This window comes from Serratia proteamaculans, assembly GCF_013337185.1.
Taxonomy (GTDB): domain Bacteria; phylum Pseudomonadota; class Gammaproteobacteria; order Enterobacterales; family Enterobacteriaceae; genus Serratia; species Serratia proteamaculans_D.
The window spans coordinates 312732-328917 of record NZ_SWDE01000002.1; the positions used below are offsets into that span (position 1 = coordinate 312732).

Annotated in this window: 16 protein-coding genes; 3 read left to right on the forward strand and 13 right to left on the reverse strand. The window is 59.4% G+C overall.

Translation table 11 applies throughout. The annotated features are described in order from the left end of the window. Nucleotides 1-34 precede the first annotated feature (34 nt). From FCL49_RS11740 to FCL49_RS11765, 6 genes are read right to left on the reverse strand one after another with little or no spacing between them, the layout of a single operon-like run. Nucleotides 35-1153 carry an alkylhydroperoxidase domain protein gene (locus FCL49_RS11740; protein ID WP_174353739.1) on the reverse strand — a complete coding sequence of 373 codons (1119 nt, stop codon included), beginning with the start codon at nucleotides 1151-1153 and terminating at the stop codon, nucleotides 35-37. Continuing rightward, entirely contained in the window at nucleotides 1150-2196 is a 1047-nt protein-coding gene (locus FCL49_RS11745) for a putative FMN-dependent luciferase-like monooxygenase (protein ID WP_174353740.1), read from the reverse strand. The genes FCL49_RS11740 and FCL49_RS11745 overlap by 4 nt, the downstream gene beginning before the upstream one ends. Further along, nucleotides 2186-3859 carry a dipeptide ABC transporter ATP-binding protein gene (locus FCL49_RS11750; protein ID WP_174353741.1) on the reverse strand — a complete coding sequence of 558 codons (1674 nt, stop codon included), beginning with the start codon at nucleotides 3857-3859 and terminating at the stop codon, nucleotides 2186-2188. The genes FCL49_RS11745 and FCL49_RS11750 overlap by 11 nt, the downstream gene beginning before the upstream one ends. Continuing rightward, nucleotides 3856-4746, reverse strand: a complete 891-nt coding sequence (locus tag FCL49_RS11755) for an ABC transporter permease (protein WP_174353742.1) — start codon at nucleotides 4744-4746, stop codon at nucleotides 3856-3858. The genes FCL49_RS11750 and FCL49_RS11755 overlap by 4 nt, the downstream gene beginning before the upstream one ends. Then, complete coding sequence (locus FCL49_RS11760; protein ID WP_174353996.1) at nucleotides 4743-5687, reverse strand: ABC transporter permease; 945 nt, start codon at nucleotides 5685-5687, stop codon at nucleotides 4743-4745. The genes FCL49_RS11755 and FCL49_RS11760 overlap by 4 nt, the downstream gene beginning before the upstream one ends. Before the next feature lie 10 nt (nucleotides 5688-5697). Then, nucleotides 5698-7323: a TIGR04028 family ABC transporter substrate-binding protein gene (locus FCL49_RS11765; RefSeq protein WP_174353743.1), complete on the reverse strand. Its 1626-nt coding sequence runs from the start codon at nucleotides 7321-7323 to the stop codon at nucleotides 5698-5700. Nucleotides 7324-7498: 175 nt separating this feature from the next. Here FCL49_RS11765 and FCL49_RS11770 point away from each other — a divergent pair, with 175 nt between their 5' ends. Then, nucleotides 7499-7747: a hypothetical protein gene (locus tag FCL49_RS11770; protein WP_174353744.1), complete on the forward strand. Its 249-nt coding sequence runs from the start codon at nucleotides 7499-7501 to the stop codon at nucleotides 7745-7747. 17 nt (nucleotides 7748-7764) lie between these two features. Here FCL49_RS11770 and FCL49_RS11775 read toward each other — a convergent pair whose 3' ends face one another. Then, complete coding sequence (locus tag FCL49_RS11775) at nucleotides 7765-8394, reverse strand: alanyl-tRNA editing protein (RefSeq protein ID WP_174353745.1); 630 nt, start codon at nucleotides 8392-8394, stop codon at nucleotides 7765-7767. An 84-nt stretch (nucleotides 8395-8478) separates the two neighbouring features. On the opposite strand from FCL49_RS11775, the gene FCL49_RS11780 reads away from it, so the two are divergent. Further along, the gene (locus FCL49_RS11780; RefSeq protein ID WP_368040112.1) at nucleotides 8479-9414 is read left to right on the forward strand and encodes a LysR family transcriptional regulator; all 936 of its coding nucleotides are present in this window, start codon (nucleotides 8479-8481) and stop codon (nucleotides 9412-9414) included. On the opposite strand, the gene alkB is transcribed toward FCL49_RS11780, so the two are convergent. After that, on the reverse strand, nucleotides 9397-10044 hold the full coding sequence (gene alkB, locus FCL49_RS11785; protein WP_174353747.1) for a DNA oxidative demethylase AlkB: 648 nt from the start codon (nucleotides 10042-10044) through the stop codon (nucleotides 9397-9399). The two genes, FCL49_RS11780 and alkB, sit on opposite strands and share 18 nt — an antisense overlap. Nucleotides 10045-10184: 140 nt before the next feature. On the opposite strand from alkB, the gene rarD reads away from it, so the two are divergent. Next, nucleotides 10185-11078 (forward strand): EamA family transporter RarD, encoded by an 894-nt coding sequence (rarD, locus tag FCL49_RS11790; protein WP_174353748.1) that lies wholly within the window; start codon nucleotides 10185-10187, stop codon nucleotides 11076-11078. 25 nt (nucleotides 11079-11103) lie between these two features. Here rarD and FCL49_RS11795 read toward each other — a convergent pair whose 3' ends face one another. From FCL49_RS11795 to citX, 5 genes are all read right to left on the reverse strand, one after another. Beyond that, nucleotides 11104-11799, reverse strand: coding sequence for a 4'-phosphopantetheinyl transferase family protein (locus tag FCL49_RS11795; RefSeq protein WP_174353749.1), 696 nt, complete (start codon nucleotides 11797-11799; stop codon nucleotides 11104-11106). Nucleotides 11800-11902: 103 nt separating this feature from the next. Then, entirely contained in the window at nucleotides 11903-13132 is a 1230-nt protein-coding gene (agp, locus tag FCL49_RS11800) for a bifunctional glucose-1-phosphatase/inositol phosphatase (RefSeq protein ID WP_174353750.1), read from the reverse strand. Nucleotides 13133-13282: 150 nt separating this feature from the next. Then, nucleotides 13283-14746, reverse strand: coding sequence for an anion permease (locus FCL49_RS11805; RefSeq protein WP_135317205.1), 1464 nt, complete (start codon nucleotides 14744-14746; stop codon nucleotides 13283-13285). Nucleotides 14747-14775: 29 nt separating this feature from the next. Continuing rightward, nucleotides 14776-15660, reverse strand: coding sequence for a triphosphoribosyl-dephospho-CoA synthase CitG (gene citG, locus FCL49_RS11810; protein WP_174353751.1), 885 nt, complete (start codon nucleotides 15658-15660; stop codon nucleotides 14776-14778). After that, nucleotides 15638-16186 (reverse strand): citrate lyase holo-[acyl-carrier protein] synthase, encoded by a 549-nt coding sequence (gene citX, locus FCL49_RS11815; protein WP_174353752.1) that lies wholly within the window; start codon nucleotides 16184-16186, stop codon nucleotides 15638-15640. Before citX ends, citG begins: the two co-directional genes overlap by 23 nt.

The following is a 16186-nucleotide window of genomic DNA, read 5'->3' on the forward strand; positions in this document are numbered from 1 at the left end:
GCCCCGGTTTACGCGGGAATTATTGGCGGAAGGCTTACTGATCGTCGAAAGGTTCGCCCAGGGTCAGCATCAGCCGATTTGCCCAGGCAAAGAACGCCGTCGATTGCACCAGATCCAGCAGCGCCAACTCGTCGAGGCCCTGCTCACGCAGCGCTACCAGATGATCGGCATTAGCCTGCGGCGGCGTGGCGGATAATGCTGCGGCAAAATCTATCTGTATCCGCCAGGGTTCCCCTTGGCCCTCACTCAACGTCCCTCCCGGAGTCACGTCCAGCAGACGCTGCACCTCGTCCACCTGTTTGGACAACTGGGCCGCCTTGCGTGCATGTACCGAAGCACAATAGATACAGCCATTCACCTTGCTGGCCACCGTAGCCGCCAGTTCGCGATCCTTACGCTCCAGCCCGCCCGAAGTATAAAAAATGGCCCGATCCGCCAGCGTTCTCTGCTCCAGCACCGGATGATTACGTGCCAACAGGCGAAAATAGTCCGAGTCGCTATGCCCGAAACGCGTTAATAACGCCTGGCCAGATTCGTCAAACTCTTCCAGCGGTTTGGCAGCAATCCACGGCTCCCAACCCAACTCCTGGCGGGTGAACTTTTGCGGCGCATGGCGGCCGCTCAGGGTAGCGGACCCGGTACGCCAACTGCCGGCTCTGACAGGTGAAACACTGCCACTCTCGACCGGCCTGCCCCCCAGCAGCCGATAACCCGTCAGCAAACGGCTTTGGAAGCTGACAAAAGCGATCAGTTGCGACAGGGTGACAATATCATCCAGTGACCAACCGGCCTGCTGCAATGCCTGCAAATGCTGCGCGTCGGCACTGGCGGGTTTGAACGCCAATCGTTCGGCATGATCCAGCGCCGCCTGCAAACGCGGGCTATCCTCTACAGCGCCCTGCTGTTGCAGCAACGCCGCATAATGGGCCGCCAGAGGTTTGTCCGCATGCCATTCGCTGATGCGCTGCGCTGTCTGCAGCCGCTGCGCTACCGGAAAGTCGCCGGCATCGGCGGGAGCGAATAACGCCAGATAGTTGGCCTGAATCGCGTCTGTCGCCGCCTGTCGCGTCGCCCTGGCCAGCGCCAATTCAGAATCGGGCGCGACCTCTGCCAGCACGGCCAGCAGGTCGTCATTATTCAATGTTGCAGTCATACCTTTTCCTCAGCGTGATGTTCGTAGGAGTTCGAAACGGGAGTACGACGTTGCCAGCCCAGTTCTGGGGCAACGTGGCGGGCGAGTAACTCGATAGAGCGCAAAATGTGGGCATGTGGCGGATCGATGGAATGCACCTGGAAGGCCAAATCGGTCACGCGTGCCAACGCGCTGTCTTTCTGCAACGAAGCAATCACCTGATCCGGAGTGCCAAGATGCACGTCAAAGGCGCGGATCAGCCCATCGAGCGATTCGTCAGACGGGCGGTGGCCGCTGGCACGCAGACGTTCAAGCCCACGGCCCAGCCCCTGAGCGGCAAAGTCCCGCGCCTGTTGGCTATTGTCGGTCACTAATGCAGTACGTGAGCCCATAATGCGCGGCGCGATACCGGGCGGCAGCGCCGCCAGATAGGCGTCAATAATCGGGTTCTGCAATTCGTCCAGCGGCAGATCTGGCGCATCCGCCGGGCGCGGTTGCGTGCGCGACAGCATTAAGCCGTCACCGGCCCGCCCCGCGCGCTCGCCCCCCTCGACAGAAAAGGTCGCCTGCCACACCCGCTCTGCCAACTGTGGCGCTGCCGGGTACAACCGGTTATCTTCGCCCCCCAATGCCTCACCGCGCCAGGCGCGCAGCAAGGTACTGAAGTTGTCGGCAAACACCGCGTGGCGCTGCTGAGCGTCAAAACCGAAGGCGCTGAACGAAGACGGCGTGCCGCCGGCGGCAATCCCCACCTCCAGCCTGCCGTCGGACAGCAGATCCAGCACCGCAGTATCTTCCGCCACACGAATGGCCGACTCCATCGGCAGCGTGATCACCCCGGTGCCCAGCCGGATATGACGAGTACGTGCCGCCACCTGCGCCAGGAACACCAGTGGTGAAGGCAAACCACCTTCATCTTCATGAAAATGGTGTTGCGCCACCCAGGCACTATCAAACCCGGCGCGTTCGGCATGCAGGATTTGCTCTGTCGCCAAGCGGTAGCGCTGTTGCGCACTGCCCTGATCCAACAGGCGGGTAAAAAATCCCAGTCTTTTAGTGCTCATAAATAGCGTCCTTAATCTTCGGCGGTTCGGCATCAAACTGACGGCCGGGAATGGCCTCAATCAACTGGCGGGTGTAATCGCTGCCCGGCATAGCGAACAGCTCGCCGGTCGCGCCGCTGTCCACCAGTATCCCCCGGTGCAATACCGAAACGCTGTGTGAAATCTGCCGTACGGTGGCCAGATCGTGTGAGATAAACAAATAGCTCAGCCCCAGTTCCTGCTGCAAATCCTGCAATAACCGCAGGATCTGCGCCTGCACCGTGACATCCAGGGCCGATGTCGCTTCGTCCAGCACCAGTACCCGGGGTTGCAACACCAGCGCCCGGGCAATTGCCACCCGTTGGCGCTGGCCGCCAGACAGTTCGCGGGGCTTGCGGCTCAGCAGCTCGTCCGGCAGCGCCACCCGTTCAAACAGCTCACGTACCCGGCGATTGCGATCGGCTTTGCCCAGCGGCTCAAAGTTCAGCAACGGTTCTTCAATCACCTGATACAGCGTCTGGGACGGATCGAGCGAGCCGAACGGGTTCTGGTACACCAACTGAATGCGGCGACGGAACTGCCGCAGGGCTTCGCCCTTCAGTTGGGTGAAATCGACGCCGTCGATAATGATTTGCCCGGCGTCCGGCCGTTGAAAACCGAGCAGGCAACGCGCCAGCGTGGTCTTGCCGGAGCCAGACTCCCCCACCAGCGCATGGGTGGTGCCACGCGGCACGCTGAACGACACCTGATCCAGCGCACGGTAAGTTTTGCCACCGACACCGCCCAGGCGGAAATCTTTCACCAGCCCATTGACCTGGATTGCCAGCTCTGGCGAACGGTGGCTGGGTGGCACCGCCGCCGTACGGGTCAGCGATGGCACGTCGGCAAACAGTCGGCGGGTATAGTCGCTGGCGGGCGCACGCAGCACTTCTGCGGTTACGCCCTGTTCCTGCACCCGGCCATGGCGAAACACCAGTAGCCGGTCGGCACGCTCTGCCGCCACCGCCAGGTCGTGGGTCACCAGCAGCACCGCGGTACCAAATTCCTGCCTCAACTCGTCGATCAGATCGAGAATGCGTTTTTGTACCGTGACATCCAGTGCGCTGGTCGGCTCATCGGCGATAATCAGCGCCGGTTGCAACGCGATAGCAATGGCGATCAATACCCGTTGTTTCATACCGCCGGAAAGCTCATGTGGATACTGACGAGCCCGCAGCTCCGGGTGCGTCAGACCCACGCGGGTCAACAGGGCCACCACCCGCTGTTGCACCTGCTTACGCGGTACTCGGCGGTGAATATTGAGGATTTCCGCCACCTGTTCGCCAATGGTTTTCACCGGATTGAGCGAGTTGGACGGATCTTGCGGGATCAAACTGATTTGCGCGCCGCGCACCGCGTCCAGTCGTCGGGACGACCAGTGGCTAATATCGGTACCGTTGAGACGTATGGCGCCTTGCTCCAGACGGCCGTTTTCCGTCAGCAGGCCAATGATCGCCTGCGCGGTAGTGGTTTTCCCCGAACCGGACTCCCCCACCAGCGCCACCACTTCCCCCGGCCCAATGGCGAACGACACCTGATGCACCACCCGTTGGCTGCCGGTTGCTCCCTGATAGGCAATCGACACCTGCTCCAGTTCCAGCACCGGCGTAGCCGTCGCCTGTTGTAATACCGCCCTGCTACTCATGATTGCGTTCTCCCCAATGCACGGCTGATGCGATTGGCCGCCAGCACCACCGCCACTACCGCCAACCCCGGGAAGGTGGTCAGCCACCAGGCAGTGGAAATAAAATTGCGCCCTTCGGCGATCAGCAGTCCCCACTCCGGCGTTGGCGGCGGAGTGCCATAGCCCAGAAAACTCAGGGTAGCGATCGCCAAAATAGCGCTGCCAAACTGCAGCGCCGAGAAGGCGATCACCGATGTCAGCGAGTTCGGCAGAATATGCCGCCACAGCACCGCCCAGAAGGTACCGCCGCTGCCATAGGCCGCCTCGACGTAATCACTGTGGCGCACCCGCACCACCTCGGCACGCGCCAGGCGGGCAAAGTTGGCGACCGAAGTTATACCGACGGCGATGGCGGCATTAACCGTGCCAAACCCCAGCAAAATAATGATGCTCAGCGACAGTAGCAGGCCGGGGATCGACAGCAACACGTCGACAAAACGCATCACCACCTCGTCCGTAATGCCCCCCACCGCACCGGCAATCAGCCCCAGCGCAGTGCCCAGCAGCAGCCCCAGTGCCACCGCCACCAGTGCGGCGGACAGCGTCTGCGAGGCACCATAGACAATGCGTGCGTACAGGTCGCGGCCCAGTTGATCGGTCCCCAGCCAGTGCGCCCCACCCGGCGCCAGGCGCTGCGCCCCGGCAATACCCTCAGTGCCGCTGTAAGCGGTGAATAACTGGGGGGCCAGCGCCCATAGCACCGCAATGGCGATCACCGCCCAGGCCAGCAGCAACGTCAGCGGTACCCGACGACGGCGCGGACGGCTGGTGGATAAGGTTCCTTCGCTTTCCAGACCGCCCAAATCACGCTCGGGCACGACAGCTTTTTCAAAGGAAATACTGCTCATACGGCGGCTCCTGTATGGGTTTTCAGTCGCGGGTCCAACAGTGGGAATAGCAGATCAACCAGCAGGTTAAGAGTGACGAAAGCGGCGGCGGAAATGACCACGATCGCCTGCAGCACCGCCACATCCTGGTTCAGTACTGCCTGTAAGGTGAGTTGTCCCAACCCGCTACGGCCAAATACGGTTTCGGTAATCAATGCCCCGGCTATCAACTCACCCAGCAGAATGCCGGCGATGGTCAGCGCAGGCAGCATGGCGTTACGCGCCACATGTCGCCACAGCACCCCGCTACGGCTGGCACCTTTGGCCCGAGCTACGGCGACAAACGGCTGAGTCTGCACCTGATCAATGCTGCGGATCAGGATCTGCGCCAGGGGGGCGGAGATCGGTACTGCCAACGTCACAATCGGCAGGATCAATCCCTGCCACTCCCCCGGGTTGATCACCGGGATCAGTTTGAGTTGGAACGAAAACACCTGGATCAGTACAATCCCCAGCCAAAAGGTCGGCACCGAGACAAACAACGACGGCAACGACTGCAGCGCCGCTCTCAACCAGCCAAAGCCGGTCAGGTTGGAGATAAAAGCAATTGCCAGTGCCAGCAGCAGCGCCAGCGTGAAACCCAGCACCGCCAGTTGCAGCGTGGCGGGCAGGTTGGTGGCCAACAGTTCGGTTACCGGCACCCCAGCCTGAATGGAATACCCCAGGTCTCCACGCAGCACGTTGCCCAGCGCATGCAGATACTGCTGCCACAGCGACACATCGGCACCATAGGCGGCACGCATATCGGCGATCTGCGTCGGACTTAACCCCATATCCGGATTTTGAAATTTAATCAGGATGGCATCGCCGGGCAGCACCTGCAGCAGGAGAAACGACAGGCTAAAGGTCGCCCACAGCACCAGCAGCGCCTGCCCAATGCGCCGCGCCAAATATCGGCTCATCATCGCCCCCTTAGTGTTTCTCTAACCAGGCGCCGTAGAAACTCGGGCGACCGACCGCTTCGAAACTCACCCCCTTCAGATAGGGCGCACCGGCAAACACCTGCGGCTCCTCGAAGAACGGGATCACGTACGCCTGATCGAGCAGATAGTTTTGCGCCTCACCGGCAATCTGCAGGCGTTTTTGCGCGTCGACTTCCGAGGCAATGCCCAGCAGTAGCGCGTTCAGTTTGTCATCGCTGAAATGGCTGTTTTTGCCGGAGCCCCCTTGCTGCAACAACGCATCGCGGTTGGTCGGGTAGAACTGGCTTTTAATCACGTCCGGATCGGCCCGTCCCACTTCCACCACCGCCGCCGGGGTTTTCTGCGGGTCGAGGTTATCCGCCACCCGGCTGCCGGCATCACCTGCCAGAATGTTCAGGCGCGCACCGACCTTGCCCCACTGCTGCGAAACCAGTTGCAGCACCGCCTTGTTCTGCGGTTGCGGCAGCGATTCGTAGATATTCAGCAGCAGCTTTTTGCCGTCCTTCTCGCGCAGGCCGTCACTGCCCTTTTTCCATCCGGCCTCATCCAGCAGGCGGTTGGCCAGTTGGGGATCGAACTTCAGCTTGGCGGACAAGTCGACAAAACCGGCGGCGGAAGAGGCAATCACCGATTTGGCCTGCGGATAGTTAACCGAGAACAGAGTATCGACAATCTGCTTGCTGTCGGTGGCGTGCAGCAGTGCCTGACGTACGCGCAGGTCGCTTACCAGTGGATTGTCCGGCCGGAAGGCGACGCTATCGTTGACACCACGAGTGGGGGCCGCGTAAATCGTGAAGCCCTGTTCCTGCGTCTGCTTCTCGTCGTAGGCCTGGATCTGGCGAATAAAGTCCGCCTGCCCAGCCTGCAATGCGCCGATACGCACACTGTCTTCCCCGGTGACAATCACCTTGATAGCGTCCAGATTGGCGCGCCCTTGCTGAGCCAGTTTGGTCGGCCCCCAGTGATAGTATTTGCGAACGCTCAGGCTGACCTCACGCCCCAGCGTCTCGCCGCTGACCACAAACGGGCCGGAGCCGATGATATGGCGTGCGTCGCCCAACTCGTCATAACTGCGGTTCAAAGTGCCAAGCGAAACCAGGCCAGAACCGATAGTAGCGGTGCCCTGCAGGAAACCCGGTGACGAGTGCTTGAAGTAAAATTTGACGGTTAGCGGGTCGATCACTTCACTGTGGTCGTAGTTATTGATGACCTCGGATACCGGCAGGCGTTTCTCTTTATTGCCCAGGCCATAGGTATCGAAGTTTTTCGCCACTGCATTGGCATCCAGCGGGGTGCCGTCGGAGAAAGTCACGCCCGGCCGCAGCTTGAAGGTGTATTCGGTTTTGTCGGCGTTGCTGCTCCAGGACTCGGCAATCCACGGCTCAATCTCCAGCGTTTGCGGGTTCTGGTAGGTCAGCTTGTCGGTGATTTGATTAAGGATACCGCCATTAGGGTAAAAGCCGCCGGACGGGGGATAAAGATTGGTGTGCGCCTGCTGTTCCAGGTAGACAAGCGTGCCGCCCTGCACCGATGCCAGCGCAGGACTCATCACCGCCGCCAATCCCAATGCCACTGTTATCCCACTGGTTAATCGATTGAAAGAGAAATTAAACATAGAGTGCCACGCCTTCTTTATTTCGGAATGTTATGGGTTAGATAACAAACCAAATTGGCGGGGAGTTGAACGAACTAATTTCGCTAACCAATGGCGGAAAATGCACAAGGCATCGGTGATTGGCAGAATGGGTGTTTTGTTATAACGTATCAAAAAACAAATCAGGAAGACGAAAATGAAAACTCAGCTCTCGCTGCTGTTCCTTGGCCTGTTGGCCGGACAGGCCGCCGCGTTTCAGTCCAAAGTGCCAGAGACGCAGCCGGAACAGGCACATACAGCGGAAAATAACATTGAAAATCAGTTTTACGGCTTCCATGCGCTGGACGCGCAAGCGGTCAATATCGGTAGCTGTGCGGCCCTGCCGCAGGCCGGATGCCAATGTGCTTTCTGCACCATGCTGCGACAGGCCGGGCCGACGAAATAACCGATCCGAATCAAACTTCAGCCCAGTTCGTACTGCACAATCAACTGCCCTTTTTTCATCTTTAACCCAGTAATCTTTACCGATCCCAGCTCGGCCAGTGAAGGGACATGGGTACCCCCGCAGCCATAGGCAGGCAATTCACCAAAACCTACCTGGCGCAGGCCGTCAACCGCCAGTTGCTTGCGCGGGAAATCCGCCGCGATCAGTCGCGCCAACTCCGCATGCAGGAAATCCTGATCCAGGGTTTGGGGTTCTGCGCCCGGCACGAAGGTAATGCGTCCTTCCTCCGGCCAGTGGTGCGCCTTGACCGGCTGCCAGCCGCGCGTTTCACCCAACCAGCCAATCAGATGCCCGGCGGAATGCCAACGGGTGTGCAAGCGGCGCAGTTCGCCATCCACCTGCACGCTCACCGGCCCTTCTGGCAGCGGTTCGGCGGTAAAGTGCAGCACTTTTTCGCCCTGCTGCGCCACACGCAGCACCGGGATAGAACCAAGCAGGCCGCCGTCGGCCGGTTGCCCGCCGCCTTGCGGGTGAAACAGCGTGGCGTTCAGCTCTATCGCGTATCCCCCTTCTTCAACCGGGGTACAGGCCAGCACCTGGGCTTCGCCCTGTAAGTCATCACTATAATAATAAAGCCGTTCGGTCATGATTTTTCTCCTGGTTAGTGGCTCCATTATATTCATGCCATAATCAAAGCATAATCCATCAAAGATACAATGGACCTTTGCGCTGTGAGCACAAATCTCTCTCATTCGCTGTTGGCCGAAATGGCCGTTTTTGTTCAGGTCGTGGAGAGCGGCAGTTTTTCCGCCGCAGCCCGTAGTCTGGGCACTTCCCCTTCGGCCGCCAGCCGTAGCGTGGCCAAACTCGAACAGGCGTTGGCACTGCAACTGCTGCACCGCACCACGCGTAAGCTGCGCCTGAGTGAACAAGGTGAAGAAGTGTTTCAGCGCTGTCGCAGCATGTTGGACGCGGCGAACTCGGTCATGGCGTTCAGCGGCCGCGGGGCGGTGGAACCTGAAGGACTGGTCAGCGTCAGCGTCCCCAAGGCGGTGGGCCGCTTTGTGTTGCATCCGCACATACCGGAGTTTTTACGCCGTTACCCCAAGGTAGACGTTCGCCTGCGGCTGGAAGATCGTTATATGGACCTGATCGACGATCGGGTCGACCTGGCGCTGCGTATTACCGAGCGCCCTTCCCCCGGCTTGATTGGCCGCCAATTGATGACTATCGAACACCTGCTGTGCGCCACCCCCGGGTATCTGGCGCAACACGGCACGCCGCAGCACCCGCAGGATTTGGCGCAGCACAGCTGTATCTATTTGGGGGAAACGCCCAACGACGCCCGCTGGAAATTCCGGCGAGACGGTAAATCGGTGACGGTAAACGTGCACGGGCGCTATGCCGCCAATCATACCGGCGTGCGGCTGGATGCGGTGAAACAACACATTGGCATTGGCAGCCTGCCGTACTTTACTGCCAGGCAAGCACTGGACAGCGGTGAAGTGGTACAAGTGTTGCCAGAATGGGACTTTCTCAGTAGCTACCACGGCGGCCTGTGGTTGCTGTATGGCCCCAACCAGCACTTGCCGCCCAAGCTGCGGGTGTTTATCGACTATCTGGTTGCCTGTTTGGCAAAAGAGCCGCAGTTAAAGCGCCTTACGTAGCGTGATGTTAATGCGGTGTGGCCCCACCAGCGAATGATAGCCCTCGTTGACCGGCATAATACCGTGAAAACACAGCCGTGACGGGCCGCCCCAAACCACCACGTCACCGTGTGCCAAGGGGATGCGCTGGGCGCGATCGCTGCGCTGCATACCGCCAAACTGGAACACCGCCGGCAACCCCAGCGAGACGGAAACGATCGGCGAGCCGAAATCATGCTCGTCCTTATCCTGATGCAGCGATAGCTTGCTACCCGGATCGTAGCGGTTCATCAGGCAGGAATCCGGCACGAAGGGAGCAAAACCCGCCTGCTGCGCCGCCTCATCCGCCAGCGCCATCAGGATAGCCGGGATCGGTGGCCAGCGTTTGCCACTGCGCGAGTCGCGTTCGGAGTAACGGTAACCCCGGCGGTCACTGGTCCAGCCATTGCCGCACCAGCTCATCGCCACCGACATCACGTGGCCACCCGGCGTGGTCATATGCCGCCACGGCACCTGGGCGATCACCCCATTCACTGCCGCCAGCAACTCGGGGCCGTGATCGCGCACAAAGCCGTGCATCACCACCGCGCCAGGGGCGATCTGCTCCCGCCACGGCGGCGGCACAGAGTCTTCAAAAAGATCGAGGGTCATTGCAAAATACCTGTATTAATACACAGTATTTATTCTAACCCGCCGCTGACGATTGTCCAGTGTGATACGCGGCATTGTTGTCAGCACCAAACTTCACTAGAGTGGGCGGCAATAAAATCAATAACTTTTCAGGGCAGTCTGTGATTAAAGGAATAGCGCTTTCCGTTATCGCCTCGATATTGTTCGGCGTGATGTATTACTACACCTCCACTCTGACACCGCTCGACGGTGAGCAGGTGTTTGGCTGGCGCACCTTGCTGACGGTGCCGTTTTTGACGCTGTTTATGGTGATTTCCGCCGACTGGCGCAAAGTCAGCGAGACGTTAAGCTGGATAAAACAACGGCCGCTACGCCTGCTATTTCTGCCGCTGAGTTCAGCGCTGCTGGGGGTTCAGCTGTGGTTGTTCCTGTGGGCGCCACTGCACGGCAAAGCGTTGGAGGTGTCGCTGGGCTATTTCCTGCTGCCGCTGACCATGGTGCTGGCAGGGCGTTTGATCTTCCGCGACAGGCTTTCACTGCTGCAAAAACTGGCGGTCAGCTGCGCGATTATCGGCGTTGGCAATGAACTGTATCAGGTGGGCGGCGTCTCCTGGACCACGCTGGTGGTGGCGCTGGGCTATCCGGTTTACTTTATTTTGCGCCGCCGTTTTGGCACCGATAACCTCGGTGGGCTGTGGTGTGAATTGACATTGATGTTACCGGTGGCCGCCTGGTTCGCCTTCGGTGGCGACGGGCCGCTGGCGGCGCTGAGCATCAGCCCGGCACTCTATTGGCAAGTTCCGCTGCTGGGGATCATCAGCGCCGCCGCGCTGGTGTGCTATATCCTGGCCAGTCGCCTGCTGCCATTTAGCCTGTTCGGCCTGTTGAGCTATGTGGAACCGGTGCTGTTGGTGATAGTGGCGCTGTTACTCGGCGAGAGCATCGGCCGGGATGAATGGCTGACCTATATTCCGATCTGGCTGGCGGTGCTGTTGCTGGTGTCGGAAGGTGCCGGCCACCTAATTCGGCGGCAGCGGGTTAAATCAACCACGTGACAGTGCAACTTTTTCAATTGATTGATTATAAACAAATAAAAGTTGTGACATCGTCACCTTGTTGCCAATAGCGACCGTTAAAACGGCGGCCAGCGTGGCAATGTGGCGTGAGCTGTTTTAGCAGTTCCAATGCGAAGGTTTGTTGCTGTGTATCAACTGCCACCAGGCGTGCATCAAGAAAATCAAAATAGCAACGCACCTGCGGATACAAGGCTTTGAACAGGCTTTCTTTGGCAGAAAATACTAGCGTCAGCAGCCGGTTGAATGCGTGCGGTTGAGCGCGCAGGTATTCATATTCCGTCTCGCTGACGATAGCCCCCCACAGCTCCTGCGCCCGTAGGGTGGGCATTAGCGTTTCAACGTCCAACCCCACGCCACCCAGCCCGCTCTCCCGGTGTACGGCGCAAAGCGCGGTATCCGCATTATGGCTGATTGCCCCTGCAATACCCTGCGGCCATTGCGGCGCACGGTCTTCCCCGCGTAACAACGTGAAATCTGCAAACCCCAGCGGCGCCAGCAACTCCCGCGCCAGGTAACGCCCGGCCAGATACTCCGCCCGCCGCTTTGGCACGGCACGGGCCAGATGATCAGGTATTGTCATGCCGATTTCGTCGAAACAGCGGTCCTGATAATCGACCAACGAAAAGCGACAACGGGCAACCTGCCCTGGGTAGTCATCCAGGTTCAGCCATTCAATAGTGGGGATAAAGGAAGAGAACACTTGTCATCCATGTTGGGTGTGTAAGCGGTAATTTTAGACGCCGAACCCATAGGCAACAATGATTATTCCTCTCCCCCGCAGTCGGGGAAGAGGAACGGCTAGATTACAGAATACCTTTCATAGTTTTTTCGAAGTCGCTCCAGGCGCAGTAGCCCTGTTTATCCACCGGGCAGCCTTTCAGCGCCAGCGTCACGCGCTGCGGCGGCGTTTTCAGCGTCAACGGGCTTGCATTACGCAACTGGTCAGTGGATTGATAGACGTACTCAATCTTCAGCAGGTCGCGATCGTTTTTCTTGTCGTGCCAGCGTTGGAACACCAGCTTGCCGCCAATCGGTGTTTTCTCATATTGATGCGGCAGTTGGTATGGCTGGAACTCCATCGCCGACAGCAGCGAAGCGATGTTGGAGTCGTGTCCCACCAGCACCGTCACTTTGGGTGAGTCCGGCTTGCGCTCGCCAATCAGTACGCCGTTGATGTAGGTCAGCAGCGGCTTGGCCACGTTCTGCGCCACTACCGGCGAGGTAAACAGCGAGTCCTGATAGCCGTCTTTCAACTGCGCCAACTGTTTCCACTGCTGCGGCGTAGTGATTTTGCCCCAGGCCACGTCCTTCATCGGGAAACCTTCGTAATATTGCAGCATAAAGGCGTCCACCAGCGAGTTGCCCACCCGCAGCGGGCCGGCGACACCCGGCTCTTTGCCCGGTACCGCGCTCATTTTGCTGGCTTCTTTGGTCAAATCGCAGTGCTTGTCGGTTTTACAGCTGCTGGAATCTTTATAGTCGATGATTTTCGCCAGCTGTTTATAGGCTGCATCCAGCTTCAGCGAGGCCAGTTCTTTGTTCATTGCCCCCAACGCTTGCTGATTAAAGGCGTCGCTGTTGTCGGTGATAATCGGGTTGAAGGTCGGATCCATCTCCCCCATTTTGTCCTGATGATGCACGCTGATATCACAGCCGGGGAAAGCGCCGTTGGTAAAGAACTGCGCGGTGGCCACCGTGCGCTGCAGGCTGTTGGCATAAACATAAACGCTGCCGGCCGTCGGGCAGCCTTCCTGTGGAAGAACCCCGGTCTGTTTTAGCCAGGCGTTAAAATAGTGGCCCATATACACTTCCAGCACCCCACCCTTGGTGGTCAGCAGGCCACCCGGCGTGTCCCAGGCCGGCCAGGCTTTGGGGGTGGACTGTGCCAGCACGCTGCCGTTATTGGCCAGCGGCGCACGCAGGTTATGGCGACTCATCACCAATACCTGATCCAATTGATAGTCGTTGGTTTCCGCCAGGGCAGTCCCGGTGATTAATAACGGCAAACACAGCAATAAGGCTTTTCTTTTCATCCGCAGAGGCTCCAGGAATATGATTATTTTTAATGTGTTAGCTTTGGCGTGGTTATGATGGCGAGGTTAACGAGGAAAGTGTGTGATGGGTATCACAAGGAGAGGTCTGCCCAGCGACCATCCGCAGATGGCCGCCGTTAACTCAAGAACTTACAGCCACAAACGCATGATTGGCCAGCCGATCAACAGCAGCGCGGCGATATATACCACGCCGAGAATACCGCCCATGCGCCAGTAGTCTTTCGACTTCACGTAGCCGCAGCCGTAGATGATCACCCCTGGGCCGGTGGCGTACGGCGTCAGCACGCCCATGATGCCGATCGACAGTACCAGCAGCATCGACAACTCCTCCATCGGCACCCCCGGCAGCCCTTTACCCACCGCCAGGATCACTGGCAGCATGGTAGCGGTGTGCGCCGACAGGCTGGCGAACAGGTAATGAGCAAAGTAGAACACCAACACCAGCGCCACCACCGTCATATTCGGCGAGAAACCGTCCAAATGGGTGCTCATGGTCTGGGCGAACCAGTCGATAAAGCCTGAGCGGGTCAGGCCATTGGCCATCACCACCAGCGTCGCCAGGTTAACCAGCGTGTTCCAGGCGCTGGAATACTTGGTGATCTCCTTCCATGACACCACGTGCAGCGCCAGCATCAGGGAGACCGCAAGCAGGCAGACCGTGGTGGCATCCAGTAGCTTGCCGCCAAACACCCACAGGCACAGGCTGAGCAGCACCAGGCCAATCAGCGTGTATTCCTTGCGTGTCAGCTTGCCCATCTCGCCCAACGCGGTATTGGCCCAGGTCGCCACCTCACTGCTGTGGGTCACGCCCGGCTTGTACAGGTAATAGGAGATCAACGGCGCGATAATCAACAACAGCAACCCGACCGGCAGGAAAGCCAGGAACCATTGCATCCAACTGATATGCACCCCGGCTATCTTGCTGACGAATTCGATGCCCAGCACGTTGGGCGCGGCCCCGGTGACGAACATCGAGGAGCTGATGCTGGTGCCGACCACCATCATCCACATCAGGTAGCCGCCGATCCGGCGCGAAGAGGGATCATTGGGGAACGAGTCAAACAGCGGCGGCAGGTTTTTCACCACCGGGAACACGGTACCGCCGGTACGCGCGGTATTGGACGGGGTAAACGGCGCCAGCAGGATATCGATGATCACCACCGCATAGCCCAGCGTCAGGGTACGCTTGCCCATAAACTTCACCAGGAACAGCGCGATACGCCGACCCAGCCCGGTAGCTTCATAGCCCAGCGCGAAGATAAAGGCACCGAACACCAGCCATACGGTGGTGCTGGAGAACCCCGCCAGCCCCCACTTCAACGCTTCTTTACCGGCCTTAAAGCCCGGCTCTGCCAGTTCCTGTGCGCCGAACAGTACCCAATTGGCACTCAGCACGCTGAGGGTCACGGCGATAAAGCTGATCGCCGTCGCCGGGATCGGCTCCAGGATCATGCCGACAATCATCGCCACAAAGATGGCAAAGTAACGCCAGGCCTGGGGCGGCATGCCGTCGGGCGTGGGTATCCAGAGCAGGATCGCCAACACCAGCAGCGGCGTCAGCGCTTTCCAGATTTTTTCCTTGGTTTCGGACATAAAATTCTCCTGAAGACGGGTTATTGTTTTTAGTTCGCTAACTGCGCCAGCAGCCAGGTGACGATTAACAGGTCGGCGCTGCCGCCAGGGCTGAGATTGCGCGTGATGCATTCGGCGTCGAACTGTCGCAGGCGATCCATACCCCGCTCGCCCTGCGCCCCGCCCTGAGCCAACAACTCTGCGGCGCGTTGCTGCAACCAGCGCAACCCTTCGATGCCGCCGCGCGAAGCGACGTTGGTGTCGTCGTTATGCGCCATCAGCCACAGCAGGCTGTCCATCAACGCCGTCTGCTCATCACAACCGGCCTTCCGCCGTTGTCGATACAGCGGTAGCGCGCCGTTAATCACTAATGCGAAACCGGACTCGGCCTCACCGCGAGCGCCGCTCAGGCCATATTCGGCAAACAGTCGCTGCCCGGCAGTCTGCAACGCGTTGTGCTGCTGTAGCTCACGCGCCACCAGCCCGTGGCACATGCTTGCCACCTCGGCGCACAAGGCTTTGGCGTCAACGGGTTGTTGTTGCTGGTAACGACGGCCGAAGGCGGCACACAGCAGGCCGAGAGAGAACACGCTGCCTTTATGGGTGTTGATGCCACCGGTGGCCTGGAACATGTGGTTTTCACAGGCCAGCCCCAGCGGTCGCAACCGCAATAGCTGTTCGGCTGCCGGACGGAAGGCATCGTCGCGGCCCTGGCGGACAAAACGCGGCAGCCAGATGCCGATGGCGCGAGCGCTACGGTAAAAATGACCGAGGTTCATATCCCGATGAGCCCCGTTGTTGTGGCGATCCACCAGCCCCGGTTTGGGGGTCAGATTCACTTCCACCAGCAGCGCGCGGTAGGCAGCATGGGCGAAGTCACCAACCTCTGTTTGCGGGGCAAACTTGACGGGTTCAGCGGGGAGCGAGTGCATCATTGAGCATCCTTTCCATTTCCTGCAGTAGCTGTTCACTGCTGTGCTGCCGTTGACGGGCGCAGAGTTTGGCCGGTTGGCTGCACAGCAGACAGCGACGCTCCGCCAACCCCAGATCGCGGCGCGACAAAATGCGCCCCTGTGAGTCCAGCACGTCGATATCCCACAGTCGGCCAATCGGCTGCTGCACTTCCAACTCGATGGCGCAGTCTTTCACCCGTTGGGCGTCAGCCTGCAGCGCCACAAAACCCTCGCAGCCGGTCGACAACGCCAGCGTTTCGGCCTGCAGGCAGGGCCAACCCTGCTCGCCCCACATTTGCTGCAGCGCCTGCCAGCCCAGGTTGAAGATATTGCGCGTCAGCGTGCTGTCTTTTACCGCGCCGGGCACCACCAGCGTCAGCACCAGCAAGGTGGACTGATGCTGCGCCAGCCATGCCTGCTGGCGTGCCTGACGGCATTCACGGCTGGTGAGCAATTCCGGCAAGCTGACTGCGCGGTTGGCGGCCAGTTCGGGAAGGACGCTAGCCAT